General features: G+C 27.9%; 28 protein-coding genes. 2 read left to right on the plus strand and 26 right to left on the minus strand.

Annotation, left to right across the window (positions count from 1 at the left end):
* The 12 genes from trbJ to AJN58_RS00065 form a co-directional block, all read right to left on the minus strand.
* Nucleotides 1-787, minus strand: a 787-nt coding sequence (trbJ, locus tag AJN58_RS00010) for a P-type conjugative transfer protein TrbJ (protein ID WP_070291850.1), incomplete at its 3' end; no start/stop codon positions are given.
* Between the two features lie 11 nt (nucleotides 788-798).
* Complete coding sequence (locus AJN58_RS00015; protein ID WP_070291895.1) at nucleotides 799-1,431, minus strand: TrbM/KikA/MpfK family conjugal transfer protein; 633 nt, start codon at nucleotides 1,429-1,431, stop codon at nucleotides 799-801.
* A 230-nt stretch (nucleotides 1,432-1,661) separates the two neighbouring features.
* Nucleotides 1,662-2,246, minus strand: a complete 585-nt coding sequence (locus tag AJN58_RS00020; protein WP_057042003.1) for a Rha family transcriptional regulator — start codon at nucleotides 2,244-2,246, stop codon at nucleotides 1,662-1,664.
* Nucleotides 2,243-4,708 (minus strand): conjugal transfer protein TrbE, encoded by a 2,466-nt coding sequence (locus AJN58_RS00025; protein WP_070291851.1) that lies wholly within the window; start codon nucleotides 4,706-4,708, stop codon nucleotides 2,243-2,245. The genes AJN58_RS00020 and AJN58_RS00025 overlap by 4 nt, the downstream gene beginning before the upstream one ends.
* A gap of 1 nt (nucleotide 4,709) precedes the next feature.
* Complete coding sequence (locus tag AJN58_RS00030) at nucleotides 4,710-4,997, minus strand: conjugal transfer protein TrbD (RefSeq protein WP_070291852.1); 288 nt, start codon at nucleotides 4,995-4,997, stop codon at nucleotides 4,710-4,712.
* Nucleotides 4,997-5,293 (minus strand): TrbC/VirB2 family protein, encoded by a 297-nt coding sequence (locus tag AJN58_RS00035; protein ID WP_070291853.1) that lies wholly within the window; start codon nucleotides 5,291-5,293, stop codon nucleotides 4,997-4,999. The genes AJN58_RS00030 and AJN58_RS00035 overlap by 1 nt, the downstream gene beginning before the upstream one ends.
* Complete coding sequence (gene trbB, locus AJN58_RS00040) at nucleotides 5,294-6,232, minus strand: P-type conjugative transfer ATPase TrbB (protein WP_070291854.1); 939 nt, start codon at nucleotides 6,230-6,232, stop codon at nucleotides 5,294-5,296. It lies immediately after the preceding gene.
* Between the two features lie 484 nt (nucleotides 6,233-6,716).
* A complete protein-coding gene (locus tag AJN58_RS00045) occupies nucleotides 6,717-7,130 on the minus strand; it encodes a type II toxin-antitoxin system VapC family toxin (protein WP_070291859.1) in 414 nt (137 codons plus the stop codon).
* Between the two features lie 2 nt (nucleotides 7,131-7,132).
* Nucleotides 7,133-7,978: a hypothetical protein gene (locus AJN58_RS00050; protein ID WP_070291860.1), complete on the minus strand. Its 846-nt coding sequence runs from the start codon at nucleotides 7,976-7,978 to the stop codon at nucleotides 7,133-7,135.
* Between the two features lie 23 nt (nucleotides 7,979-8,001).
* Nucleotides 8,002-8,292, minus strand: coding sequence for a hypothetical protein (locus AJN58_RS10455; RefSeq protein ID WP_002784926.1), 291 nt, complete (start codon nucleotides 8,290-8,292; stop codon nucleotides 8,002-8,004).
* Between the two features lie 353 nt (nucleotides 8,293-8,645).
* Complete coding sequence (locus AJN58_RS00060) at nucleotides 8,646-8,975, minus strand: hypothetical protein (protein ID WP_070291861.1); 330 nt, start codon at nucleotides 8,973-8,975, stop codon at nucleotides 8,646-8,648.
* Nucleotides 8,976-8,987: 12 nt separating this feature from the next.
* On the minus strand, nucleotides 8,988-9,437 hold the full coding sequence (locus tag AJN58_RS00065) for a GNAT family N-acetyltransferase (protein ID WP_070291862.1): 450 nt from the start codon (nucleotides 9,435-9,437) through the stop codon (nucleotides 8,988-8,990).
* 209 nt (nucleotides 9,438-9,646) lie between these two features.
* On the opposite strand from AJN58_RS00065, the gene AJN58_RS00070 reads away from it, so the two are divergent.
* Complete coding sequence (locus tag AJN58_RS00070; protein WP_070291868.1) at nucleotides 9,647-10,030, plus strand: plasmid mobilization protein; 384 nt, start codon at nucleotides 9,647-9,649, stop codon at nucleotides 10,028-10,030.
* The gene (gene traI, locus AJN58_RS00075; protein WP_070291870.1) at nucleotides 9,993-12,152 is read left to right on the plus strand and encodes a TraI/MobA(P) family conjugative relaxase; all 2,160 of its coding nucleotides are present in this window, start codon (nucleotides 9,993-9,995) and stop codon (nucleotides 12,150-12,152) included. The genes AJN58_RS00070 and traI overlap by 38 nt, the downstream gene beginning before the upstream one ends.
* A gap of 240 nt (nucleotides 12,153-12,392) precedes the next feature.
* On the opposite strand, the gene AJN58_RS00085 is transcribed toward traI, so the two are convergent.
* The 14 genes from AJN58_RS00085 to AJN58_RS00150 all read right to left on the minus strand — a co-directional run bounded on the left by AJN58_RS00085 (nucleotide 12,393) and on the right by AJN58_RS00150 (nucleotide 22,279).
* Nucleotides 12,393-12,617 carry a plasmid mobilization protein gene (locus AJN58_RS00085; protein WP_070291874.1) on the minus strand — a complete coding sequence of 75 codons (225 nt, stop codon included), beginning with the start codon at nucleotides 12,615-12,617 and terminating at the stop codon, nucleotides 12,393-12,395.
* Nucleotides 12,618-12,619: 2 nt separating this feature from the next.
* Nucleotides 12,620-13,306 carry a ParA family protein gene (locus tag AJN58_RS00090; protein WP_070291876.1) on the minus strand — a complete coding sequence of 229 codons (687 nt, stop codon included), beginning with the start codon at nucleotides 13,304-13,306 and terminating at the stop codon, nucleotides 12,620-12,622.
* An 80-nt stretch (nucleotides 13,307-13,386) separates the two neighbouring features.
* Nucleotides 13,387-13,782 carry a conjugal transfer protein TraM gene (locus AJN58_RS00095; RefSeq protein WP_070291877.1) on the minus strand — a complete coding sequence of 132 codons (396 nt, stop codon included), beginning with the start codon at nucleotides 13,780-13,782 and terminating at the stop codon, nucleotides 13,387-13,389.
* Complete coding sequence (locus tag AJN58_RS00100; protein ID WP_070291878.1) at nucleotides 13,783-14,325, minus strand: hypothetical protein; 543 nt, start codon at nucleotides 14,323-14,325, stop codon at nucleotides 13,783-13,785.
* Nucleotides 14,322-14,825 (minus strand): hypothetical protein, encoded by a 504-nt coding sequence (locus tag AJN58_RS00105; protein ID WP_070291879.1) that lies wholly within the window; start codon nucleotides 14,823-14,825, stop codon nucleotides 14,322-14,324. The genes AJN58_RS00100 and AJN58_RS00105 overlap by 4 nt, the downstream gene beginning before the upstream one ends.
* A complete protein-coding gene (locus AJN58_RS00110) occupies nucleotides 14,822-15,217 on the minus strand; it encodes a hypothetical protein (protein ID WP_019109120.1) in 396 nt (131 codons plus the stop codon). Before AJN58_RS00110 ends, AJN58_RS00105 begins: the two co-directional genes overlap by 4 nt.
* Entirely contained in the window at nucleotides 15,214-15,549 is a 336-nt protein-coding gene (locus AJN58_RS00115; RefSeq protein WP_052798557.1) for a hypothetical protein, read from the minus strand. Before AJN58_RS00115 ends, AJN58_RS00110 begins: the two co-directional genes overlap by 4 nt.
* A 9-nt stretch (nucleotides 15,550-15,558) precedes the next feature.
* Entirely contained in the window at nucleotides 15,559-15,966 is a 408-nt protein-coding gene (locus AJN58_RS00120; protein WP_070291880.1) for a hypothetical protein, read from the minus strand.
* A gap of 88 nt (nucleotides 15,967-16,054) precedes the next feature.
* Entirely contained in the window at nucleotides 16,055-16,522 is a 468-nt protein-coding gene (gene lepB / locus AJN58_RS00125; RefSeq protein ID WP_057033504.1) for a signal peptidase I, read from the minus strand.
* A 4-nt stretch (nucleotides 16,523-16,526) separates the two neighbouring features.
* On the minus strand, nucleotides 16,527-17,180 hold the full coding sequence (locus tag AJN58_RS00130) for a Fic/DOC family protein (protein ID WP_070291882.1): 654 nt from the start codon (nucleotides 17,178-17,180) through the stop codon (nucleotides 16,527-16,529).
* Entirely contained in the window at nucleotides 17,164-17,418 is a 255-nt protein-coding gene (locus tag AJN58_RS00135; RefSeq protein WP_070264962.1) for a hypothetical protein, read from the minus strand. Before AJN58_RS00135 ends, AJN58_RS00130 begins: the two co-directional genes overlap by 17 nt.
* 91 nt (nucleotides 17,419-17,509) lie before the next feature.
* Nucleotides 17,510-18,229, minus strand: coding sequence for a conjugal transfer protein TraL (locus AJN58_RS00140; RefSeq protein ID WP_057033501.1), 720 nt, complete (start codon nucleotides 18,227-18,229; stop codon nucleotides 17,510-17,512).
* 16 nt (nucleotides 18,230-18,245) lie between these two features.
* Nucleotides 18,246-20,069, minus strand: coding sequence for a type IV secretory system conjugative DNA transfer family protein (locus AJN58_RS00145; protein ID WP_070291884.1), 1,824 nt, complete (start codon nucleotides 20,067-20,069; stop codon nucleotides 18,246-18,248).
* The gene (locus tag AJN58_RS00150) at nucleotides 20,066-22,279 is read right to left on the minus strand and encodes a zincin-like metallopeptidase domain-containing protein (RefSeq protein ID WP_070291886.1); all 2,214 of its coding nucleotides are present in this window, start codon (nucleotides 22,277-22,279) and stop codon (nucleotides 20,066-20,068) included. Before AJN58_RS00150 ends, AJN58_RS00145 begins: the two co-directional genes overlap by 4 nt.
* Nucleotides 22,280-22,281: the final 2 nt, after the last annotated feature.

A 22,281-nucleotide genomic window follows, 5' to 3' on the forward strand; every position in this document is an offset into this window, starting at 1 on the left:
CGTCTGTTTGATAGTTTTGATTTTTGCCAATTCCATAAGGAACGCGACTATCGGATTGCATTTGTTTTTCTAATTTAGTTTGCTCTAAAACATCTTTATTATTTTGCGACGCTAAATAATTTGTAAGCATATTATTTTGATTCATTAAAGTAACTCTTAATTTTCTTACTTCATCAATTTGATAAGTGATAAGATCATTAGTGGCTTGTATTGCTTGTAAATTTCCTTTAGAACCTTCTGAACGCTCTTTAAGTTTTGAAATAATAGTGTCTTCATTTTGTAAGTCTTGATATTGAAGCTCGAGCTGTTGTAATGTTCCTTTAAATGTATTTTGATTTGTTTGTGCAATTTGTTTATATCTATCAGAATAAAGTTCGTATCTTTCCTTTTCATTTGTGGCGTTTGTAAGATCATCGCTATAACCTGTGAAATCTTTATAAGTATCTTCGAATTTTTTAGAAACATTGCCTATATCATAAGAAAGACCATTAACTTGATTCATCACATTATTAACTTGATAAAGAATTGTGCCTAGATTTTCCCAATCATATTTACCCAAGTTTTGTAAGTTTTGTTGTTGCATTTTTACCATGAGAAGTTGTTGTTGCAATTGCTGGTAAAGTTGCTCGTATTGTTGAAGTTGCATTGCATAATCTTTTACTTGATTAGCAATAGCACTAAGATCAATTACAGGAATACCACCTGCAAAGGCATTATTAGTTCCTATAATTAAAGTTGCAATTATTGTTGAAGTGGCTTTTTTTACGCCAAATAAAGATTTTTTCATATCTACTCCTTTTAATAAGTCCAGCATTCTTTAGTGAATGGGATTTTTTGGTAATATTCATAACAATTTCTATCCCCGCAAGTTCTAGAAATCATATATTTTTGATTATCTGGAAGGCTTTGATAAGCTTGTTGAGTTATAAGTTGTAATTTTGCACTTAGTTTCCATTCTAAAGAATTATAAAATTCGCCTGTGCATGTGTATTTAGGCATTTTATAGTCGGTATATTGATGATTTATTAGTGCGTAGCAAAAGCTAGGCATATTTGGATTAATCCTATAACTCATAATACCGAAAGTAGAATGACTTCTTTGTGTTTCTACTTGTGTGTTTAAATAATTTGGTGTGCATTGTCTAGGATCTGAACTTGGCAATACATCATCAACTAAATTTTTTAATACCAAATCTTCTACATTTGTATCATTTTGTATAGGACAAAGGTTTAAAAAAGCTTTTCTTGCATCGATTGTTTTCCAGGGTTTTTTAAAGTGTATTGCAAAATATCTAGCTAACGAAGGACCGCATTCAGCAGGACGAGTTCCGCTACTTAAGCACAAAATCGCTTCACATGCCAATTTTGTATCCCCAGTTAAAACATCATCAGCAAAAGCGTTACTACCAATAAATAAAAGTAAAGACGCAATTAAAGAAAGTTTTTTGAGTTTTTGAGTATAATTTTTTGGGGTTAGCCATAGGGCTGCAACCCTGTGGCTAAATTTAACCTCAGAAAAGAGGTGGTTAAATTGAGTTACACAAATCTCATAGTTATAATTATACTCCTTTGTATAATTATAGTCAAGGCTTTTTAGCCTTGCCCCATTTTTATGGGGGTGAGATTTCCCTATGGCTTTATTAACACCAAAAATAAAATTTTTCATATTAATCCTTTCGCTCTAAAATTAATTTTTTGTTCGATATGAGATTTATTGTCTTTATATATTTCTTTAATTTCATATGCGATTAGCTCTTCAAATTCACAATTACGATTTTGTTCAGTTTGCATAATCGCTTTAATAATATTTTCCCTATAAGGTGTATTAGGAATCTTATATTTATTATAATTTTCTAGTTTTGGTGTGTATTGATTTTTAATAATTCTTTCCATTTCATTAAAGGCATTGATAAAAGCGATTTTAAACCGCAATGCTTTTTTACCTGTTAAACCCATTGCCAAAAGAGAAAAGCCATCTTTTGTAAGTTGATAGTATGGGTATTTTTTTCCTCTACCTCTAAAACCCTCTATTTTTCGATATTGAAATGATTCCGTAAAATTGCGGATACATTGCAAATCCCCTATTTCTCGTAAGTCGTTTAAAATATTTCTAATAGCTTTTAAAACATCATCATGTCTTTTCCCAAAAACCTTAGCCACATCTAAACTTGTGCAAAAAACTTGTTCATCTTTGTTTTCAAAAACAACTTCTTGATTATTTATATTCATAACAGTTAGGTTACTCATGCTTCCTCCTTTTTTGAATTATCAAATCTTTTGTAGTTTATTTCTTTTTCTTCTAACCATTTATAAGCCCAATTCTCTTTATATTGTTCATAAAGTTGATTTACTCTTTTAACGCTTACTTTATCGCTAATACCTGTAAAGGCTAAATTAGTTTTTCCAAGTGCTAGATTAAAAAGTCTAGTTCCAAGTGGAGAAGTGTAATAATATTCTCTTTTTTGAATAGCATTAGTAATAATTCCTATTTGAACATCATTAAGTCCAAATATTTTATAAAAATCATAAGGGGCTAAAACATTTTCACTTCCTTTTTTATAAGCTTCGGGATTAGGTAAAAATATTTTAGTAGGGCAATATTCTTGTAAAATATCTAAAATTCCACTTTTTGCACTATCGCTTAAGCTTTGTGTAGCCATTACAAGAGCTACATTTGCTTTTCTTAAAACTTTAAGCCAACTAATTATTTTATCTTTGAATGCTGGGTGATTTAATGCAATCCATGCTTCATCAATAATCAATAATGTAGGGCTTCCATCTAATCCCTTTTCAATACGATTAAAAATATAAAGTAAAGTAGGAACTATGTATTGATCACCTAAGCTCATTAAATCTTCTATTTCAAAAGTTGTAACATTACTAAGACTTAATTTATCTTGTTCTGAATCAAATAAAAAACCACCTGTTCCAGAAATTGTGTAATAACTTAAAGCATCTCTTAAATCATTGTCTTGCAATGCTGATACAAATTCAGTTAAAGAAGTAGAATTTGTATTAGTATGAGAAATTAAAGCTTCATGTATTAATTTTTTGTGTTTTGGTGTAATATTGACATTTTGCAATTTTAAACAAGTTTCAATCCAAAATTCAGCCCATGCAGTCTCAGATTCTGTTTTGATATTTGCCAAAGGAGCAAACGCCAAAGATGAGTTTTCTCCTGCAATATTATAATGAATTCCCCCTGTTGCGAGTGTAGGAGCTAGTAAGCTTTGTCCTTTGTCAAATGCGTAAATTTTAGCATTTGGATATTTTTGCCAAGCAAGGAAAATATTTGCCAAAAGAGTTGATTTACCACTCCCAGGAGGACCAAAAATTAAAGTATGCCCTAAATCACTAACATGTAAATTTAACCTAAAAGGCGTATTGCCAGAAGTTACAACTTGCATCAGCGGAGGAGAATTTGGAGGAAATCTTTCGCTTGGATTATATTTTTCTCCTGCCCAAACAGACGCCAAAGGAATTAAATGTGTTAAGTTAAGGGTATTTAATATAGGACGGCGTAAATTTGGATAAACAAATCCAGGTAAAGTTCCCAAATAAGCTTCTACAGAATTAATTGTTTCAGTTCTTGATAAGAAACCTAAACCTTCTAAAACTCTTCTTATATCTTTTAATTTATATTCTAAATTTTCATTATCTCTATCGAAAACTACAATATTAGCAGTATAGTAACCATACCCTATCATACCGCTTTTTGATTCTGATAATGCAGAATCTAGTTCTTGCACCATAAGCACAGCATGATCATCTTGTTTTCTTGTAGGGCGATCTAATAATTGATCTAACCAACCTCTTGTTTTTTGTTGCCATTTTTTACGATATTTATTAAGTGATTTTTCAGCTTCATAATGATCTAAAAAAATAAATCTCGTGTTAAATCTATAGTCAAAATTAAGTTCTGTAAGTGCATTTAAAATATTTGGATAACTTTCACTTGGAAAACCTTCAATAGCAATAATTCCTATGTATTGATTATCAATTCTTGGATACATTCCTGTTTCAAAATGTTTTCCGCCCAACAAACAATCCAAAAACATAGGGGCATTTGGTAATATTATTTTTTGTCTTTCACCACAAATACAAAAATTAATATATTCAAGCATATCATCTAAAATATATTCATTATTATATTCATCAGTAACTACCCTTGGTAGCATTCTTTCTATTTTGATATAATTGCTCAAACTATCTTCTAGTTTTTGAAGAGTAGTTTTAAAGTATTCCAATATTTTATCGCTTTGATTTTTATTAACATTTTCATCAATTATCATTAAATTAGTGATTTTACTTATATTTTTATGTGGAGGTAAATAAGTAAAAATCATTGTAAAAAGATTTTCAAAATGTTCTACATTTTCAAAATAATGCTTTCTTTCATTTTCAAGAATTTGTGCAATATTGCTTTTATAAAAAGTTTCGCCATCAATATAATTTTCTGTTTTAATTCTTGAGCAATCAATATGAACCGCCCAGCCATTACCTAAAGTATTTAATATTGCATTAATTCTAGCACTTAAAGTATTTCTTTCACTTATAGTCATAGAACTAATATCTCCAGCACGATAATAAAATCCTGCTGTTAAACTCCCGTCCTTGTTAAGTAAAATACCTTCATCTATAAAACTTGCATAGTTTAGAATATCGGGAAATGCTTTTGCTTTACTTCTGAATTCTTTAAGTGCTAACATTTTAATCCTTTGAAAATGGTGTGCTTTGCGGATAGTAAAATTTTTTATACTTATTTTGGCGTATAAAAATTTGACGCATAAGAGGATCGCTTTTTGCCATTAATCTTAAAAGAAGACTGCATAAAAAAAACAATACAACTCCAACGATAGTAGTGACTATTGTCGCTCCTGTAAAAATTAGAGATGCAGAAATAAGACCTGTCATCATAATTAGTTCTCTATCTGCACCAAGCATTAAATTTGGTTTGTTCAATGCACTATAAATATCTACTCTATGTAACTCTTCCATTAAATTAATGCTCCGCTCGTTGTGAATAGTGACATAAAGCTATTAGCTCCTACAACTAAAGCGATTATAATTACAATATAGATTAAAGTTTTCAAAAACCCGCTAAGCTCTCCTCCCCAAATTAAACCAGCACCCGCACCAATTAACGCCAAAAGCGAAATAACAAAAGCTACCGGACCGCTTATGCTTTGCTTAATTGTTTGCAATGGACTTTCCCAAGGCAAACCAGCACCTGTAGTTGAAGCTAGTGCATAACCTAGACCTAGTATTAGAAATAGTAGTAAAAATTTTTTCATTTAAACTCCTTGTGTAATATATTTGTCGTTTTCATAATCAATTACTTTTATGATTTCTTTTATTTTTCTGCCCTCCTTAGTTTTTGAGATAAAAACAATTAAATTCACAGCTTCAGCAATTAATTTGCTCATCTTTGCACTTGATGCTTCAGAGATTAATTGTTCCATTCTTGTGAGTCCCCCATTCGCAGAATTAGCGTGGATTGTAGCTATTCCTCCAGGGTGTCCTGTATTCCAAGCTTTTAGCAAGTCTAAAGCTTCTTTGCCTCTTGTTTCGCCCACTATAATTCTATCGGGGCGAAGTCGCATTGTGGCTTTCAAAAGCCTAAGCATATCTACTTTATCCGTAGCCCTTAAAATTACTTTGTTTTCACTCGCACATTGAAGTTCTGCTGTGTCTTCAATGATTACTATTCTGTGATCGGGAGTGATTTTAGAAATGCCGTCAATAATAGCATTTGAAAAAGTGGTTTTACCACTACCAGTTCCACCAACAACTAAAATATTTTGGCGTTCTTTAATAGCATTGATTAAAACTTCTTTTTGTTTTGGTGTGAGGATCTTAGATTCTACATAATCATCAAGAGTAAAGATTTTTACAGCTTTTTTTCTGATTGTAAAGGTTGGTTTTGCAACAATAGGAGGCAATAGAGCTTCAAATCTTGATCCATCAAGTGGCAATTCACATTCTAAAATAGGATTGTCTGCATTTGTAGTTGCATCAAGAAGGGTAGAAACTGCGGTAATGATAGATTTTGCTTTAGCTTCTGAAAATTCGCCAAGACATATCATATCTTGACCTAGCTTTTCAAGCCAAAGTTTGCCGTCTGAATTTAGCATAAGCTCTATTGTTTCTTTATCTTCTAAATGAGTTAAAATATCGCCAAATTCTCTTTTTATTTTTTCATTGATCCTTGCTTGAAACTCAAGATTACTCATTGAAGAGTCCTTTTGATTCAATTGCAAGAGTTAAAAATTTGTCAGGATTTTTTTTGTATGGATTGTGGAGTTGTAAAAGTTTAAAAATTAAGAAAAGTTTAAGATTATTCTGCTCTCTCTCTCTCTCTCTCTCTAGCCGTTAAGCAAAAATTAAGTTTATTTTTTCTCAAAAAATTCTCCAAAAATTAAAAACTAATACCGTTATTATATTATTTTTAATTTAATTGTCAAGGTTTTTTTCTAATAAAATGATACATTTTTAACAATTGAATGTTTATTTTTTTTCATTTTCTTGAGACAAAATATAGATTTTTTGCTTTTGTCTCATTTTTTGGTAAAAAAATATACATTTTTTATAAAAAATTTTCTATTTTTTTCATTTTCTTGAGACAAAATATAGATTTTTCGCTTTTGTCTCAAAATATGATACATTTTTAACAATTGAATGTTTATTTTCTTTCATTTTCTTGAGACAAAATATAGTTTAGATATCAATCTCGCCATATCTTTTTATAGGTATTTTCAAATTTGGAAAATTTTTATCCATAGTATAAATAGCACAGCAACCTTCTTTTTCAGCACAAAAATATTGCAAATAGTCTTCAAAGTCTCCTCGATATTTATCATAATAATCACAAGCCATATTAATGACACTTGCACCAAAAGATGCAATATTAAAATCTTTTTCTAATGAAATATCTTTTAAAAAATGAGTGAAATTATTTAAATTTTCTTTTTTAATAAGATAAGCAATAGTAGAAATCATATCTTCAGAGAAAACTATTTGAATGTTATTTGTAATTAAAAAATATATCAATTGCTTAGCTTCATTATGATAAGTTCTTTCAGCATTGAAGTAATCTAGGAAAATATTTGTATCTAAATAAACTTTTTTCATTTTTATATTCTACCTTCTTCCAAATCTTTATCTAATTTTTCTCTTTTTAATTCTTTGGCAGATTTTGTAGGATCAAATCCACCAGTAAGTATCCCAGCATATTTTTCTACAAATAGTCTAGCTTCTCGTTCTTTTTGATTTTCATCGAATAAAGAAGGTTGTGTATGATTAGCAATGAGGGTTTGATTATCTACTTCCGCTTCTTTTTTAGATATAATAATTTGATTCTCTATGGTATTAGGATAAGCAATTTGTTTAATATCTTCGATATAATAATTTTCAGGATTTTCTTTAACTTCGTCTAGTCCTTCATATTCACTTTCTACTTCTACTTTTTGTATCATTTCCAATTTTTCAAAATCAAATTCTTTTATTGTTGTTTGTCTTAGTTTCTTTAGATCTTTAAAAGAACCCTTCCCGATAATTTGAGGGTTCATAATATATGAATTTGGACTTATAATATCATACTCTTCTTGTTGTTCTTTTGTGATTTTAAAAATTACATTTTTATCTTCAAGTTCTTTTATTGCACGATAAACACTAGATTTTCCTAGAATTTTTTTATTTGTAAAATAAGATACAAAATCACTATTGTAATGAAAAATATTTTGATAATTTAAATTTTTAAACATCATTAATACTACTCTTAGGGCAGAATTAGAAAGATTATCAGTAAGATAATTAATATTTTCTACAAAAAGCTTAATAAAATCATCTTTGGTTTTTTCTTTTTGGAGAAAAGAGCTTACAATGGTAGTAACTTCCCCTGTAATATTATCAACCTTCTCTTCAACTTTGCTATATAATCTAGTTACTGGCTTGTTTTCCAAATCTACTATTTCTTTCATACTTAACCTTTTTTTGTTCTAAATCAAAGTATTATATCATTTTTTCCCAAAAAATGAAACATATTTAAGCAAAAAAAGCAATTTTTTCCCAATTTATTTGGAAACATGATTTTTTCTAAAAATAATTTTCCCACCACGAGCAGTTTTTTTCCCACTGGTGGGAAAATTTGTCCCACTGGTGGGAAAATTAAAAACCTTATCAAAGCACTATTATACCTATATTTGAAAGCATTTTTTTTAAGTCTTTTCCTTCTTAATCTACTCTTGAAAACAAAAAATTTTTTACAGCAAATTTCGCTAACGCTCATTTGCAAATTTGAAGAGACTAAGCGTCTCTTACTCTTCTTACAACAATAGGGCGGGGTCAAGTTCGTTTGTCGCTCTAGGCGACTGCACACCCCGCACCCTATATTTATGCAAATTATAGCACCTTAACAGGTGCAATTTGCTATATACACCAAAAAGAAGTTATGATTTGAAAAGTAGAGTTTTCAAACTAAGGTTTAATTGCTTTGATTATCGATAATATAAGCTTTTTACAAATAAAAATATTTCTTTTTAAGTTTAGAGTGTTTTTCTTTAAAACTTAAAGTAATGGTAAAATAGGTTTTTAATCATTTAAGTTTTTAGTTTTCTTAAACATTTTTATCCTGGTGTAATAAGTAAATTACAACAAATCATCTTCTTTGATATCTTTTCCAAATTTAGCGTCAAATACTTTTTTTGATTTTGTGTCAATCTTTAGTTTGATAGGTTCTTTATTTTTCGGAACTAAAGATTGAAGTTGATTATCTTCTTGTATTGTTTCTTTTTTCTTGATTTTGTTTTTAAATTCATCATTGAAATATTTATTGAATTGTTTATAAGTCATTTTAAAGTTTTTTTCTTTTAAAGCTTTATCATAAAGAAATTTAGATACTACACAACCATTTTCAAATTCTTTTTTTAAATAGTTTATATTTGAATAAAATTCGATCTTAGCTTCACCTCTTTGCATTATTATTCCTTGCTAAATAGATTTTTCTAATATCATGAATTCATATTGGCTTGTTTTTTCTTTTTTAGATAATTCTTGGTAGCCTAAATGTTTAAAAATTTTAATAGCTTGCTGGGAATAGTTTATATCACATCTAGCAATTATTTTATTGTTGGGAATAAGTTTTTCATAATATTTAATAAAATTTGTAGCTAACTTTTTGTTTCTAAATTTTTCCAAGATATAGATCATATTTATTTCATATATATTTGAACCTTTGCTTTTTCCACAAAATGCGAAACCTGCTTTTTCATTTGTACCATCTTTAATAATAAAAATTCCTCCTGATACACCATTATTTTTTATTATATCTTCTAATTTTTCAATAAATCTTACATTGTAAAAATGTTTTTCTTCAAGTCCTAGATTAAAACAATGTTCTATAAATTTTATATCTTCAAGTGTTGCAATTTTTATATCCATGATTGTTCTCCTATATTCTATTTGTATTTTTTCATTATAGGATATTTTAGGTTAATTTGAGTTTATTTAGGTTATTTTAGGTAAAGTTAATTTTATTACAATAGAATTACCTAAATTTAGTTATAATTACTTGGAGTAATAAGACAGGATATGCTTTTGCTATACAAAAGCAAAGTTTTATCGCTAAAGCTCTAAAATAGGACGCCAAAATGAAAAAAACAAAACAGGTAAATATTAGACTGACTTTAGAAGAATATAATCTTTTAACAGAAAAAGCACAAAATCACGGCTTAACACTTTCAAGATATTTGCGTGATTTATCGATGAATTATCCTATTACTTGCATAGTAGATCAAAAAGTCGCATATAATGTTTTAAATATTGCGGGGGATATAGGAAGATTGGGCGGACTTTTTAAGCATTGGCTAGTTAGAAATGAAGATAATAAAGCCAATTTTTCAAATAAAAGATCTTATGAAGATATTGATGAGATTGTGGATCAAATTTTAGATTTGCAAATACTTTTAAAAGAACAAGCCAAAAGGATAATGCAAAATGATAGTCAGAAAAATACCAGCAAGGAAACAAAATAAATCAAGTTTTAAAAGATTGTCGGATTATATTTTAGATAAAGACAATAATAATGCAAAAGTATTAGTTGATTATATGCTTGATAAAAATAATGAAATGGATAAAGTGGAAGGTTACCATTTTACAAATTGTTCTTTTGATAATGATGAGGATAATATTAACGAGATTATCAACACTCAAAAGCTTAATACCACAACAAAGCAGGATAAGACCTTGCATTTAGTAGTTTCTTTTCAAGAAGACGAAAAGCCTACTTTGGAAATTTTACAAGCGATTGAAGAGGAAATCGCAAAGTCTTTAGGAATGAGCGATCATCAAAGATTAAGTGTAATTCATTCTAATACAAATAATCTTCACATACATATCGCAATTAATAAAGTTAATCCACGCACTCTAAAAGTTGTTAATCCTTACAATGATGTTAAAATTTTACAAGAAACAGCGATGAAACTTGAAAAGCAGTATAATTTAAAGTTGGATAATCATATTTCACAAAAAGACAAGCAAAGCAATAAATATAATATCCATACTATGAATTGCAATTTTGAAACCTGGGTAAAAGAAAAGCTTTCTAAACAAGTAGATCTTATGTTAAAAGATGAAAAGACCACTTTTAAAGACATTAAACAACTTTTAGCTAAATATGATCTTGAATTTAGAGAAAGAAGAAAAGGTTTTGTTATTGCTTCTAAGAGTGAAAAATTGTTTTGCAAAGCAAGTAGTATCCATAGGGAATTATCTAAACAAGCTTTAGAGAAAAGATTTAAAGAATTAGATTTAAAACAAGAAAAAGAGAATACACAAAACATTGAAGAAGAAAAACGGGAAATAAAAGAGCGATACCAACGACCAAATAAAGAAACTTCTAAAGCATTGTGGGAAAAGTATTTAAGAATTGAAAATGAGAAAAAAGCAGAGCTTGACAAAGAACTTAGAATGTTAAAGCTTAGGCGAAATGAATTTAAAACCTCAATACCATCAATGAAATTTAATAAAAACACTTTTGCACATGTTAAAAACCAAAGAATGATTTTTAAAAACAAACAAAAAGAGCTTTATCAAAAATATAAAAGAGTGTCTTATAGAGATTTTTTAATTAATGAATCCTTATCAGGAAACGAAGAGGCTACAAGGGCTTTACGAAGATCTAAAACGAAAATTAATGAAAATGAAAACACTTTATCATCAACCCAGGAAAAACCTAAAATCTTTGAAAATGTAGATTATATAACAAAAGAAGGTTATGCTGTATATAAAAGCGGTTTTAATAAAGCCATAGATAAAGGAGAAATGTTAAAAGTATCCCTTATTCAAAACGGCAAAGATGATAAAGAATTTCTTTTAAATTCTTTACTTATGGCGATTGATAGATTTGGAAATCATCTTAATATTACAGGAGATGAGAATTTTAAAAGAAATATTTTAGAAGTCGCAAATGATTATAATTTAAATGTGAGTTTTACAGATCCGCAAATGCAAAAGATACAAGAAAGCAATAATGATAAACGCCAAGAAATGAAGTCTAGAAAGATTTTAAAAAATATTGTTGAGTTAAAAATCAAACTTATTAAAGATGAACCAGGCATAAAAGAAAATATTAAAGAAAAAGAATTAAAAGCTTTAAAAGCTATTCTTAAAAAAGTCTCGAATACTACACTTTCGGTATTTGAAGCAGAATTGAAAAAAATAGGTTTTAGTTCCGATGAAATCAATTCTATGGATATACAAAGCATTGATACTCAAATTGAAGGTTTTGTTGTAAATTCTATCAATAAAGAAGGGCTTATTGCAATGAATGAAGAAATAAAACAAGCTTTAATCGATGATAAAGAGATAAAAAAGTTTGAAAAATTCGAGCATTTATTTTTAAATACTAATAAAATAACAGATATTGCCAAGGGATTTTATACAAATAGAAAAATTGATGCTGATGAGTATGTAAAAAGATTTTCAATGCAAGAAAGCAAAATTAGTAAAGTGGCAAATGTTATTTCTATGTTAAGCGATAAGAATATTGAGATAATGGAAAAGTATGCAAAAAAACTTGAAAAAGATTTAAAATATCAATACTTGAAAAAAGCAGAAGTTATTAAAAGTAATGATATTAATTTGAATAATTTTTAATATCACAATAATAATATTGTGATATTATTATAATATTAATTTAATATATATTTTGAGTATGCGAGAAACATAAAATATTCTGCAACTAAAAATGCTAAATTGTAGATAAAAATAAACCTAAAATCAAAACTTTGAAAACCTGTTTTGATCACTGCGATATGAGACTTTGCTATAAATATAATCATTGTATGAATTGCAATAAAAATGAATATTTTGCTAATTATATCTAAAAACATTTTTTTACTCCTTTCTAAAAATTTTAAATCTTACATAAGAATTTAAGCTCAAACCTATTGAATTAGCCTCTTGATTTAAGGTTTGATACTCTTCTTCTGTAAAATTTACTACAAGCTTTTTATTTCTTTTTGCATTGCTAGTTTTTGCATTTCCTGTTTCTCCTCGAGCTGAATTAACAAAGTCATTTTCATTTTTTGGTATTTCTGAACTCAGTTTTTTAAATCCCATTATTATACTCCTAGTTTTTCATTTGTTATTTTTAAAAGTTCTTGGTAAAAGTTTTCAAAGTCATTTAAAGCTTTGTTGTTTTTATCGCAAAATTCTTTCATGCTTTTACCTTCTATTACTGCTTTGCGATAAGCTTGTCTTTCATAGATTACACTTTCAAGCATTATTACTCTATCTAAGCCTTTTTCTTTTTTGGTTTCGTTAATGTATTCTTTTAAATTTTCTAATTCTTTTGCTAAAAAAGGATTGGGTGAAACCCTATTGACTAAAACCAAAGCTAATAAATTAGGATTAATATCAATCACTTCATTATAAATTTCTAGCATATGATCTAGAACATTAACATCGTATTGACTTGGAATTGTAGGAATAATAATTATATTTGATGAAAGTATAGCTTTTCGCATTTCTTTACTATCTCTACCGCCTGTATCAACTATAATACTATCAAAAGCATTCTTCATTCTTTTAATTTCATCGCCTAAACTAACACCTGTTTTTGAAACATTTGAAAATAAAGGCTCTAAGTTTGATTGACTTCTCATGTCTGAAAAAACTTCAGTTGATTTTTGCGGATCTGCGTCGATAAGTAAAACATTATCGCCATCTTCAGCCAATCTTGCGGAAAGATTTACTGCTAATGTAGTTTTACCGCTTCCACCTTTTTCATTTACTACGGATATAATCATAATAAAACCTTGTTTTTAATTTATATTGAAATAATATCATAATAAGATTAATATAATATTAAAAAGATAATAAAATAATATTATATTGTTATCCCTATGATTAAACCAACAAGAAGAAAAATAATTTGACCAGCAATAGCGATAATCCAAAAATTAGTATTTGTATTTTTCTTTTCTTTAGTGTCTTCTGTTTTTTCTTGCGATGGTTTAATTGTGTTTTGATTTGTTTGTGCTTGTATTAAAATATCTTTTAAAGCTTCTTGATTGCTTTTACTATATTCTCTTATCTCATTAAATATATTAAATTTATAGCTTTCTAAATCTGTTTTGTGTTTTGTGAAAAGCAGATCTATTTTTTTTAAAAAATCATCAAAGATGATTTCATTTGCACTAACGACTGCTAATATAGGATCGTTTTCATCTAAGATTATATGGTGTTTTTTTGCAATTTCTTCAATAAGTTCTTTTTTATTCATCTACTCCCCTTTTTCACTCTCATATAAATATTTTTCAAACTCTAAATAATCATAAAAAGTAGCAAAATGAGGTTCAAAATACAATTTGACTTCTTTAAATTTAGCGTATGGACTTTTATTTTGAAAATCAAGAGAAAAATCGCTTTTTACTTTAAAGGCTTCAAACAATTTATGTAAAATATCATTTATTTGTTTCTCATCTTGAAAAAAACCATAGTGATAAAATAAACCCAAGAGCAAATCATAACAAGAAGATATCTTTGCGATGATTTGATGGCTTTGTCGCGTATAATATTTTGGATTTTTAAAGAAAAAAGCAAATTTTCCAAATAAAATCATATTTTCATTAATGGAGTTTTCTAAAGACTCCAAAGTTATTTTTATTTCTGATAATAAATTATATGTTCCTTTACTTGTTTTTTTATACAAAAAATCAATGGCTTTTTCTCTTTCATTAATAGCAAAATCCAAGCTTTTTTTATATAAATCTCTTATAATGTCGTTATCTACATAAAGTTTTTTTATTAATATATTTTCTCTCATTTTTTCTCCTCTTTACAGCCACTTTCATCACATCTTAGAATTAAGCTACTATTATCATCTTTATTTTTGAAAATAACATTAACATAATCATCGCTATACATTGTTGATATATCCTTATATTTAGAGCTATCAAGCGTTTTAACTTCTTTAGATTTAAAATAAATAGATATTTTTTTATCATCTTCTATAACAAGTCCTTGATCTGAAAAGAATTTAATATTTATTTCATTTTGAAATGTAAAAAAGATGATAAATACTAAAAGCATTACAGAACCAAACAATGCAAAAATATCATTTGTTGTATTAAGTAGAGTTTCAAACTCCGTTTTATTTTTATGGACTTTATTTGATATTTTTTTTATATTAATAACACCAAAATAAATAAGTGCGATTCCAAGAATAAAAGATAAAATGCCAAAATACTCTTTAATAGTACTAAATAAAAACCATAATCCTGATAAAAAGATTATAAAATATGCTATAAGTGTAATTTTTTTCATCTTTGATTTGCACTCCATAAAAGACCATTAATAATGATTAAAAATATAAAATAAGAGCTATAAAGGTTTTTTAAACTTATATCAATATTAAAAATATAAAAAACTGCGACAAATATAGGCATTATAAATAATGAGAGAGATAAAACATTAGATAATCCCCAAACAGCACAAATAGCTATAGTAAATACTATTAAAAGAGTTGTAACTGGAAAAAATATTATATTATCTTCGCTTACAAAATTTGCAAAATTACCACATATGAAATCTAAATTAGAAAAAATAAATTTTACAAATTCCCAAATTTCATTTTTAAAAATGCAAATTAAAGCGATAATTGCTATAAAAATTGCATAAGAAAATATTTCTTTTTTAATTAATTTTTCTTCAGTCATTTTTGTATCTCCTTTAACCATTCTTTATCTATTTTTCCACACACAAGATAAAACATACAATCTTTAATTGAGAAACCATAAGCTAATTGAGCATAAGCAAAAAATATAGATATAGCTGTCATTAAATCAACTAGAAATAAAACTGTTCCCATATAAGATAGATCCGCATTAAATACCAATATTAAAAAAAGTAGAGTTCTTAAATTAATAAAAATCGCGTGAATTTTTGTGTAACTTAATAGTTTGTATATTGTATTTCTAGCATTAAATAAAAATCCACACATTAGTTTGTTTAGTCCAACAAGAAAAAATAAAAGTCCTATTGAAATCATTTTTACTCCTTAACCTTCAACTTCTTCTTTTTCTATATACATTTGATAAATTGCCACTGGTGCGATAAGAGAAGAAAAAAGAATTAAGAAAATAACAAACATTGCTTCACTATTAAGGTAATCAACACTCAATTTGGCGTCAGAATAATGAAAAAATAAAAAAAGTAATGGAATAACAGTTAATAAATACACTAAAACACCCTTTATCCCCCTTTTTTCCAAGAAGCTTATTACAATAAAAACGAAAAACATACTTATAGGCAAACTTAGCATATAATAAGCAGGATTTACTGATAAGAAAAAGTTTTTTAAATTATCAAAAACTAACAAAAAATCTTTTCCAAAAAAATAAATCAAAGCAATAATGCCTATATAAATCCCATAGACTAAAATAATTTTTTTATTTAATAAATTCATTTTTTCTCCTTTTATTCTAATTTATAATTATAAATATAATTATATCATAATAATATTATAATAATCTTAAATTAATATTATTATAATATTAAAATAATATTATTGACTTAACTTTTTTTACTTCATTTTGGAATATATTTATCACTCCAAAGTATCTACTATCATAACTTTTTATATTTTCACCCATAACAAAAAGTTCATTTTCTTTTAACTTGCATTTAAAAGGTTTAAATTCTAGTGGATTACCTTCGCTATCAAATGAAAAAATTTTAGAATCAGGCATAAGTGTTTTATTAATAAACACACCTTGTCTATTAACTTCTACAAAATCTCCATTTATTGCAACAATCTTTTTTAATAAAATTTCTTTCTTTTGTGGTATTTTTAAAAGCACGATATCGTTTTTGTTAAAAATGGAAGAGCTAATTTCTTTATATAAGCCCAAAGGCATTGATCTTGTATGGTTAAAATGAAAGCCACCAAAATAAAAAATAAGATATGAGAGGATTAGAAGAAATACAAAGGAAAAGGCAAATATTGCAATAGTTTTTCTCATAGCATTATAATGATATTCCTTTATTTTGCTCCAAATCTAAATTTTGTCTAAAGCTTTTTAGATTGGTTTTAATTATGGCTTCAAGTTTTCCTAATTTCAATTGTGAAGCTTCTACAGATGCCATTATCATTTTATCTTTTGGTATTAAATTTAAATCAAGTTTATAACCTGCATTTTTAGCCAACTCATTTAAAAATATTCTTTGAGTTCTGCCGTTACCTTCTCTAAAGGGGTGCAAAGCATTTAGGTTTCTAGCAAATTCGGCTAAGTTCTTTGCGAAATCGTTAAGATCTTTTGAATTTTTTAAGTAATTGTCTTCTTTAAGCCAAGTAAAAATTTGTTGAGCGGTTGCATTTAAATCTTTTCCAGGAATAAAATTAGTAATTGTTCCATTTGGTGCATATTTTCCAAAATTTCCATGCAAGCCTACTTCCATTCTATCTTTTCCAGCCCAGTGAAATACATCTTGAAAAATATATTTATGTATATTTTTCAAGTGCTGATAATCGAAATTGCCTTTGATAGGATTGATTCTTAGCTCATCGCTTCTTATTGTGGTATAATTTCTAGCTACTATTTCAAATTCTTTTTCATCTTTTATACCAAGTTTATTATCCGCAATTAATCTTTTAAAAAGTTCTTCATTGCTTTCTTTCATATTCTACAAATCCTTTTTCTTTGTATTCAGCCAATATTTCATCAGCACTTAAACCATATACATTTTTTTTAACTAATAATTGTATTGTTAATTCATTACAGTAAATGCTTTCAATAGCGTGTCCGCAAATAACAGATTTAATACCTTCGTATTGCTCTTTAGTCAAATCATCTTTATATTTTTTAAGTATTGCAAGGCTTTCTTCTAAGCTATGCACTTCGGGATATTGTTTTTGCATTTTTACTCCTTTATAATAATTAATATAATTATATCATAATAATATTAATATTAAATTAAATAAATATTATAATAATATCATAAAGATATTATTATAATATATTACCTATTTGATTAAATGCTTTATCTTTGAAAATTTTAAGCCTTTGTTTCGACATTAAAGAAAAGTTTTTATCTTGCATAGCTTCACCAAAAGTTAAATTCTTGGAAGTGAGTTCTAACAAATCTTTGCCGAAAGTATCTTTACTTAAAGCATTAAGATAAATAATAGCTTTGATTTTTTCTTTGATAGCTTGATATTCTTTAGTTTCTTCAAACTCGAAATCATCTTTGATAATTGATCCATGATATTCATTAACCCACACCACAAAAGAGCAATTAAAAGCTTGTGTGAGTTGTGTTAATCCCAAAATGGTATCATCTCTTGCTTGTCCGCCTACGATAGGGACATGCATAAAAACTTCTAAACTATTGCTTGTTAAAAAGTCTAAAACTTCATTTTCTTTAAGATAATCGATTAAAGGTATAAAAGTAGTTGCACCGCTATCAATAATATAGTTTTTAGCCTTTTTTTCAAAAGCTAATTCTACAATTTTATCAAAGGCACGGACATCAAATTTTCCTTCATCATCAATAAGTTGTAAGAATTTAGCTTTTAAAGCTTTTACATTGAGTAAAGTTGTATTGTTAGGATCTGTATCAATAGCGACGATACTTTCTCCTTTATCTAAAAAATATTGACATAGCAAAGAGCTTATAAAACTTTTACCTATACCACCTTTGCCATTTAAAACAAAATGTATTTTTGCCATTTTTATTCCTTTTGTATCATAAAATATCGCTGATTTGTTTATCCAGCATTACTTTTGACCTTGCAGAGAATGCGGGATCTTTAAAGTATAAAATTTGTTTTCCATAAATAGGTGCTTGACCTGCTATAAAAATTAACATATCACCAGGAGCGATTATCTTATCATCTTTATCTTTTTTAGCTGAAGGCAATCGCATACACTCATCAGCTGTAATTAAAGGGCGTTGCACTTCTTGTATAGTTTCACTAACATTGCCAAGCATTACTGCAGTTCTTTTTCCAGAACTTGTAAGAGATTTTTTAATAATAGTTGTAATTCCGCCCATTTCAGATAAGAGTTTTGCAGTTTCGATTTTATTTGGTGCAAAGGCTATTCTTATGTGACAGTTTGAAATAATTGTTTCTTTTTCACCATAAATAGAATAAAGTTGTTGAATATCTTGAATAGATCCGTAAAACTTCATTCCATATCCTGCCATATAAGCAAGATTTTCTTCAAGCACTCCTAATTTTCCAAACATAGTTAGCTCATCAGCTAACACTAACATTTTATGTTTGTATCTTTTGACATTTTCCCCATTTTTGAAACTTAAAGAATCATCAGTTAAAGTTCTAAAGATTTGATTAATGAGTAAATTAAAAAAAGGACGCAGTCTATCTTTTTGTCCTGGTGGAATGATCAAATAAAGACTAACAGGGTTATCATGATTCATTAAATCTTTGATTTTAAAATCGCTTTTTGCTGTATTCTTTGCTAAGATAGGATCAATATAAAGATTTAAAGTTTCCGAAGCTGTTCCTATTACACCGCTTAATTCTTGAGTGGCTTTATTTTTCATTGATCTTGATATGCTTTGTATAATTTCTTGGGTGTTTTTATCCATCGTGGAAATATCGCATTCAACCATTTCTTCTAATAGCTCATCGATACTTTGATTTGGATCATTGATGAATTTATAAATATCAGTTAGATTTGGGGTATTTTCACCTCGATATTTTTTTAAATGCAAAGCATAAAGTATAATTGAAACTAAGAAATTTGCTGCTTCACTTTTAAAATAAGATGTGCTACCTTGAGTAGGATTAGTAGGGGGAGTTTCGCCTTTGAAAATGAGATTAATTGCAATATTTTGAGTGTCTTTAATCTCGTGCATTGTTTCTAATCTTATTTCTTCTAAAATATTAAATTTTACGGCACTATCATCTAAACAAGTAGGATCTAATTTTAATACTTTATTTTTGGCGTATTTTTGTCTCCAACCCGCAGTTAAAGCCCATAACTCACCTTTTATATCAAAAATAAGTGCAGATTCTTCCCAAGATAAAAGTGTAGGTAAAAGTAAGCTTACACCTTTACCACTTCTTGTAGGTGCAAAAAGCATTACATGTTCAGGACCATCGTGTCTTAAATAATGAAGTGTTTTTTTGTGCTCAAAACCACCGATATACACACCTTTATCTTTATCAAATACGCCACTTTCTTTGACTTCTTCTAAAGTAGCCCAATGTGCCGATCCATGAAGATTTTCTATTGCTTTTGCTTTACGCAAAAAGGCAAGTTTCACCAAAATAAAAACAATAAAACAAAATGCAACACCTGCAAACATTAACATAAAAAATTTTTTGAAAAAATCAGGATAAAAAGAATAATAAGCATAACTCCAAGAAATCCACTTAAAAGGATTATAAAATCCATAAAGTGAAGTTTCACCTAAGCTAGGGGAGTAATTAAACGATTTTGCTAAATATTGCGTTGCAATTTGGCTAATAATAGTAAATGTTAGGAAAATTCCAATAAGCCCTAACATATAAACTAAAGCTTGATTAGTTTGTTTTTTCATAAAGAAATCCCTATATCTTTTTTAGTTGAAATTTCTTTATTAATGCCTTTATTCTTATCCAGTGCTTTAGTAGTAGCTTTTTCAGCCATTAGTTGCTTTGCAATTTGTTCTTTTAATTGTTTTTTAATTTCTTCTAATCCCCTGCTTTTCATTAAATCATTAAAATCGCTTAAGCCTTTTTGTGATTCTTCATTTGTAAAATTTGGTAATACAACTTTTATTTCGGGATATTTTTTTTGTATGCCTAAAGCTGTTTCCTTGCCTACATTCTTATTGCCGTTTAATTCTTTTTTTATATCATTATCCCCTGCAATAATAATATTCATTTTAGGATATTTTTCTTTTATACTTGTTACGATAATTTCTAAATTCCCAGCATCTACTCCCATTATAGTAGGGGATTTTGTAGCTTCATAAACACTAGCGCTTGTTGCAAATCCTTCGCAAATATAAACTTCATTGACATTATCTAAATTTTTTGCACCAAGTAAGAAAAAATTGCCTTGCTTTTTTGCAGGGTATTCTATGCCTTGCTCTTTTTCTTCTGCTGTGCGTGTAGCTCCTATCATTTTATCACCATTAGCGAAAATCCTTTGTGTAGCCCAATATTTGCCTTCAATATCTCTTAAAGGAATTAATAAATTACCGTTTTTATCTTGCTTAAGATAGAAATTTTTATCAAATCCTTTTTCTTTTAAATAAGGGTGTTCTGAATTAGCCCACCTTGCGTTATTGTATTCTTCTTCAAGTTTTGAAGCTGTTTTTTCATAAGCTTGTGCAAGTTCTTTTTCTCTTGCTTCTTTCATTGCTTTATTATGTTCTATTGCATTTTTAAAGTTTATTTCTTGATTTTTAGTATTTTCAAAAGAATTAGCACTTTTCCAATTTTCTTTAATACCAGTTTTGTAATTTTGCACAAATCCCGCAGGGTGTCCGTTTAAAAATCCTACATAAGCTCCGCTTTTTTCTCTTCCTTTATCTCCTATAACACTAACTCGATGAAGTTTGCCGTCCATTATAGGTTGTCCTTCAATGTTGAGTTCATATTTTTCTAAAAAAGCTTTAAATTCATCATGCGTATTGCTATAGTTTGGTGTTAATGATGATTGATTTAACCATTGATTGAAATTTTTTAGATCTGTTCCCTTAGGAGCATACCACATTTTAGCTTCCTTATCCCATTTTGCACCTGCTTTTTTAGCACTTTCTTTCTCTTCAAATGGAACATATAGGTAAGTTTTTTTAGTTACCAAGTTTAACTCCTTATCTTGTGTAAGCTCTTGTTTCTGTGTATTTGAGTTTTCAAGCTCTATTTTTTGTTTTTGCTCCAAAGAAAGACTTTCAATAAAATTAACAATCTTTGTAGCGTCGGAGGTAGCTTTAAAAATTTCATTCGGTTTATCTTCTAAAATTTGCACCCAACTATCAATATATGATAAATGTTGTCCTGGATCATAATCTAAACCAATTTTACCATTAAATAGAAAACTTGCAATTTCGGCTCTTAATTCTTCTTTGGCATATTCTTTAGAACCAAAAGGATTGTTTAAATCTCTATCTAATCTACTTGAATGACCGCTCCAATGTCCTAATTCATGTAAAGCAGTTGCGTAATAAGCACTTTCATTTAAAAAATTTTCTTTTGGTGGCAGTGTAATAGTATCATTTGTAGCATTATAAAAAGCTCTATTTCCTTGATGATGAATAATCGCTTTTGAATCGTCTAAAATTTTTTGTGCCTCTTTAATTATTTGAAAATTATCAATTTCTTGTTTTGGTTCTAGTTTTGGCATATTTTCGATTTGTTCAGCGTTAAAAACATAAGCGAAAAATACTTTAGGATTTTCTAATTTTATTTCGATTTGTTCTACTTCTCCTTTTTCATTTGTGATAACATTGCCTTCTTCATCTAATTTATCAACTATTTCGCTAAATTGCCAATATTGAATTAAAGTAGATTTTTCACCCTTTTTAACTTGTGCATTAATACTTTGTGCTTGTTTATAAGTAAGCCATCTAGGATCACTATAATTTTGTAGCATTAGATTAATACTATTTATGCCATTATAAGGCTTATTTGTAATAGGATTATAAGGCATGTTATTAGCTAAATCGATACCTTTCCAAGGTTTAATCCATGGTGCAGTTCCATTTTTTAAACTTTCTATAATTTTATCAGCTGTTTCTTGGATAAAGTCTTTGTTTTTCATAG

The organism is Campylobacter sp. BCW_4321 (assembly GCF_001763075.1).
GTDB classification, from domain to species: domain Bacteria; phylum Campylobacterota; class Campylobacteria; order Campylobacterales; family Campylobacteraceae; genus Campylobacter_D; species Campylobacter_D jejuni.

What these genes read in the sequence shown, in the direction of transcription:
- AJN58_RS00020 (WP_057042003.1), bottom strand. Translation starts at nt 2,246, where the DNA reads ATGAGTAACCTAACTGTTATGAATATAAATAATCAAGAAGTTGTTTTT.
- AJN58_RS00025 (WP_070291851.1), bottom strand. Translation starts at nt 4,708, where the DNA reads ATGTTAGCACTTAAAGAATTCAGAAGTAAAGCAAAAGCATTTCCCGAT.
- AJN58_RS00030 (WP_070291852.1), bottom strand. Translation starts at nt 4,997, where the DNA reads ATGGAAGAGTTACATAGAGTAGATATTTATAGTGCATTGAACAAACCA.
- AJN58_RS00035 (WP_070291853.1), bottom strand. Translation starts at nt 5,293, where the DNA reads ATGAAAAAATTTTTACTACTATTTCTAATACTAGGTCTAGGTTATGCA.
- trbB (WP_070291854.1), bottom strand. Translation starts at nt 6,232, where the DNA reads ATGAGTAATCTTGAGTTTCAAGCAAGGATCAATGAAAAAATAAAAAGA.
- AJN58_RS00045 (WP_070291859.1), bottom strand. Translation starts at nt 7,130, where the DNA reads ATGAAAAAAGTTTATTTAGATACAAATATTTTCCTAGATTACTTCAAT.
- AJN58_RS00050 (WP_070291860.1), bottom strand. Translation starts at nt 7,978, where the DNA reads ATGAAAGAAATAGTAGATTTGGAAAACAAGCCAGTAACTAGATTATAT.
- AJN58_RS00060 (WP_070291861.1), bottom strand. Translation starts at nt 8,975, where the DNA reads ATGCAAAGAGGTGAAGCTAAGATCGAATTTTATTCAAATATAAACTAT.
- AJN58_RS00065 (WP_070291862.1), bottom strand. Translation starts at nt 9,437, where the DNA reads ATGGATATAAAAATTGCAACACTTGAAGATATAAAATTTATAGAACAT.
- AJN58_RS00070 (WP_070291868.1), top strand. Translation starts at nt 9,647, where the DNA reads ATGAAAAAAACAAAACAGGTAAATATTAGACTGACTTTAGAAGAATAT.
- traI (WP_070291870.1), top strand. Translation starts at nt 9,993, where the DNA reads ATGATAGTCAGAAAAATACCAGCAAGGAAACAAAATAAATCAAGTTTT.
- AJN58_RS00085 (WP_070291874.1), bottom strand. Translation starts at nt 12,617, where the DNA reads ATGGGATTTAAAAAACTGAGTTCAGAAATACCAAAAAATGAAAATGAC.
- AJN58_RS00090 (WP_070291876.1), bottom strand. Translation starts at nt 13,306, where the DNA reads ATGATTATATCCGTAGTAAATGAAAAAGGTGGAAGCGGTAAAACTACA.
- AJN58_RS00095 (WP_070291877.1), bottom strand. Translation starts at nt 13,782, where the DNA reads ATGAATAAAAAAGAACTTATTGAAGAAATTGCAAAAAAACACCATATA.
- AJN58_RS00100 (WP_070291878.1), bottom strand. Translation starts at nt 14,325, where the DNA reads ATGAGAGAAAATATATTAATAAAAAAACTTTATGTAGATAACGACATT.
- AJN58_RS00105 (WP_070291879.1), bottom strand. Translation starts at nt 14,825, where the DNA reads ATGAAAAAAATTACACTTATAGCATATTTTATAATCTTTTTATCAGGA.
- AJN58_RS00110 (WP_019109120.1), bottom strand. Translation starts at nt 15,217, where the DNA reads ATGACTGAAGAAAAATTAATTAAAAAAGAAATATTTTCTTATGCAATT.
- AJN58_RS00115 (WP_052798557.1), bottom strand. Translation starts at nt 15,549, where the DNA reads ATGATTTCAATAGGACTTTTATTTTTTCTTGTTGGACTAAACAAACTA.
- AJN58_RS00120 (WP_070291880.1), bottom strand. Translation starts at nt 15,966, where the DNA reads ATGAATTTATTAAATAAAAAAATTATTTTAGTCTATGGGATTTATATA.
- lepB (WP_057033504.1), bottom strand. Translation starts at nt 16,522, where the DNA reads ATGAGAAAAACTATTGCAATATTTGCCTTTTCCTTTGTATTTCTTCTA.
- AJN58_RS00130 (WP_070291882.1), bottom strand. Translation starts at nt 17,180, where the DNA reads ATGAAAGAAAGCAATGAAGAACTTTTTAAAAGATTAATTGCGGATAAT.
- AJN58_RS00135 (WP_070264962.1), bottom strand. Translation starts at nt 17,418, where the DNA reads ATGCAAAAACAATATCCCGAAGTGCATAGCTTAGAAGAAAGCCTTGCA.
- AJN58_RS00140 (WP_057033501.1), bottom strand. Translation starts at nt 18,229, where the DNA reads ATGGCAAAAATACATTTTGTTTTAAATGGCAAAGGTGGTATAGGTAAA.
- AJN58_RS00145 (WP_070291884.1), bottom strand. Translation starts at nt 20,069, where the DNA reads ATGAAAAAACAAACTAATCAAGCTTTAGTTTATATGTTAGGGCTTATT.
- AJN58_RS00150 (WP_070291886.1), bottom strand. Translation starts at nt 22,279, where the DNA reads ATGAAAAACAAAGACTTTATCCAAGAAACAGCTGATAAAATTATAGAA.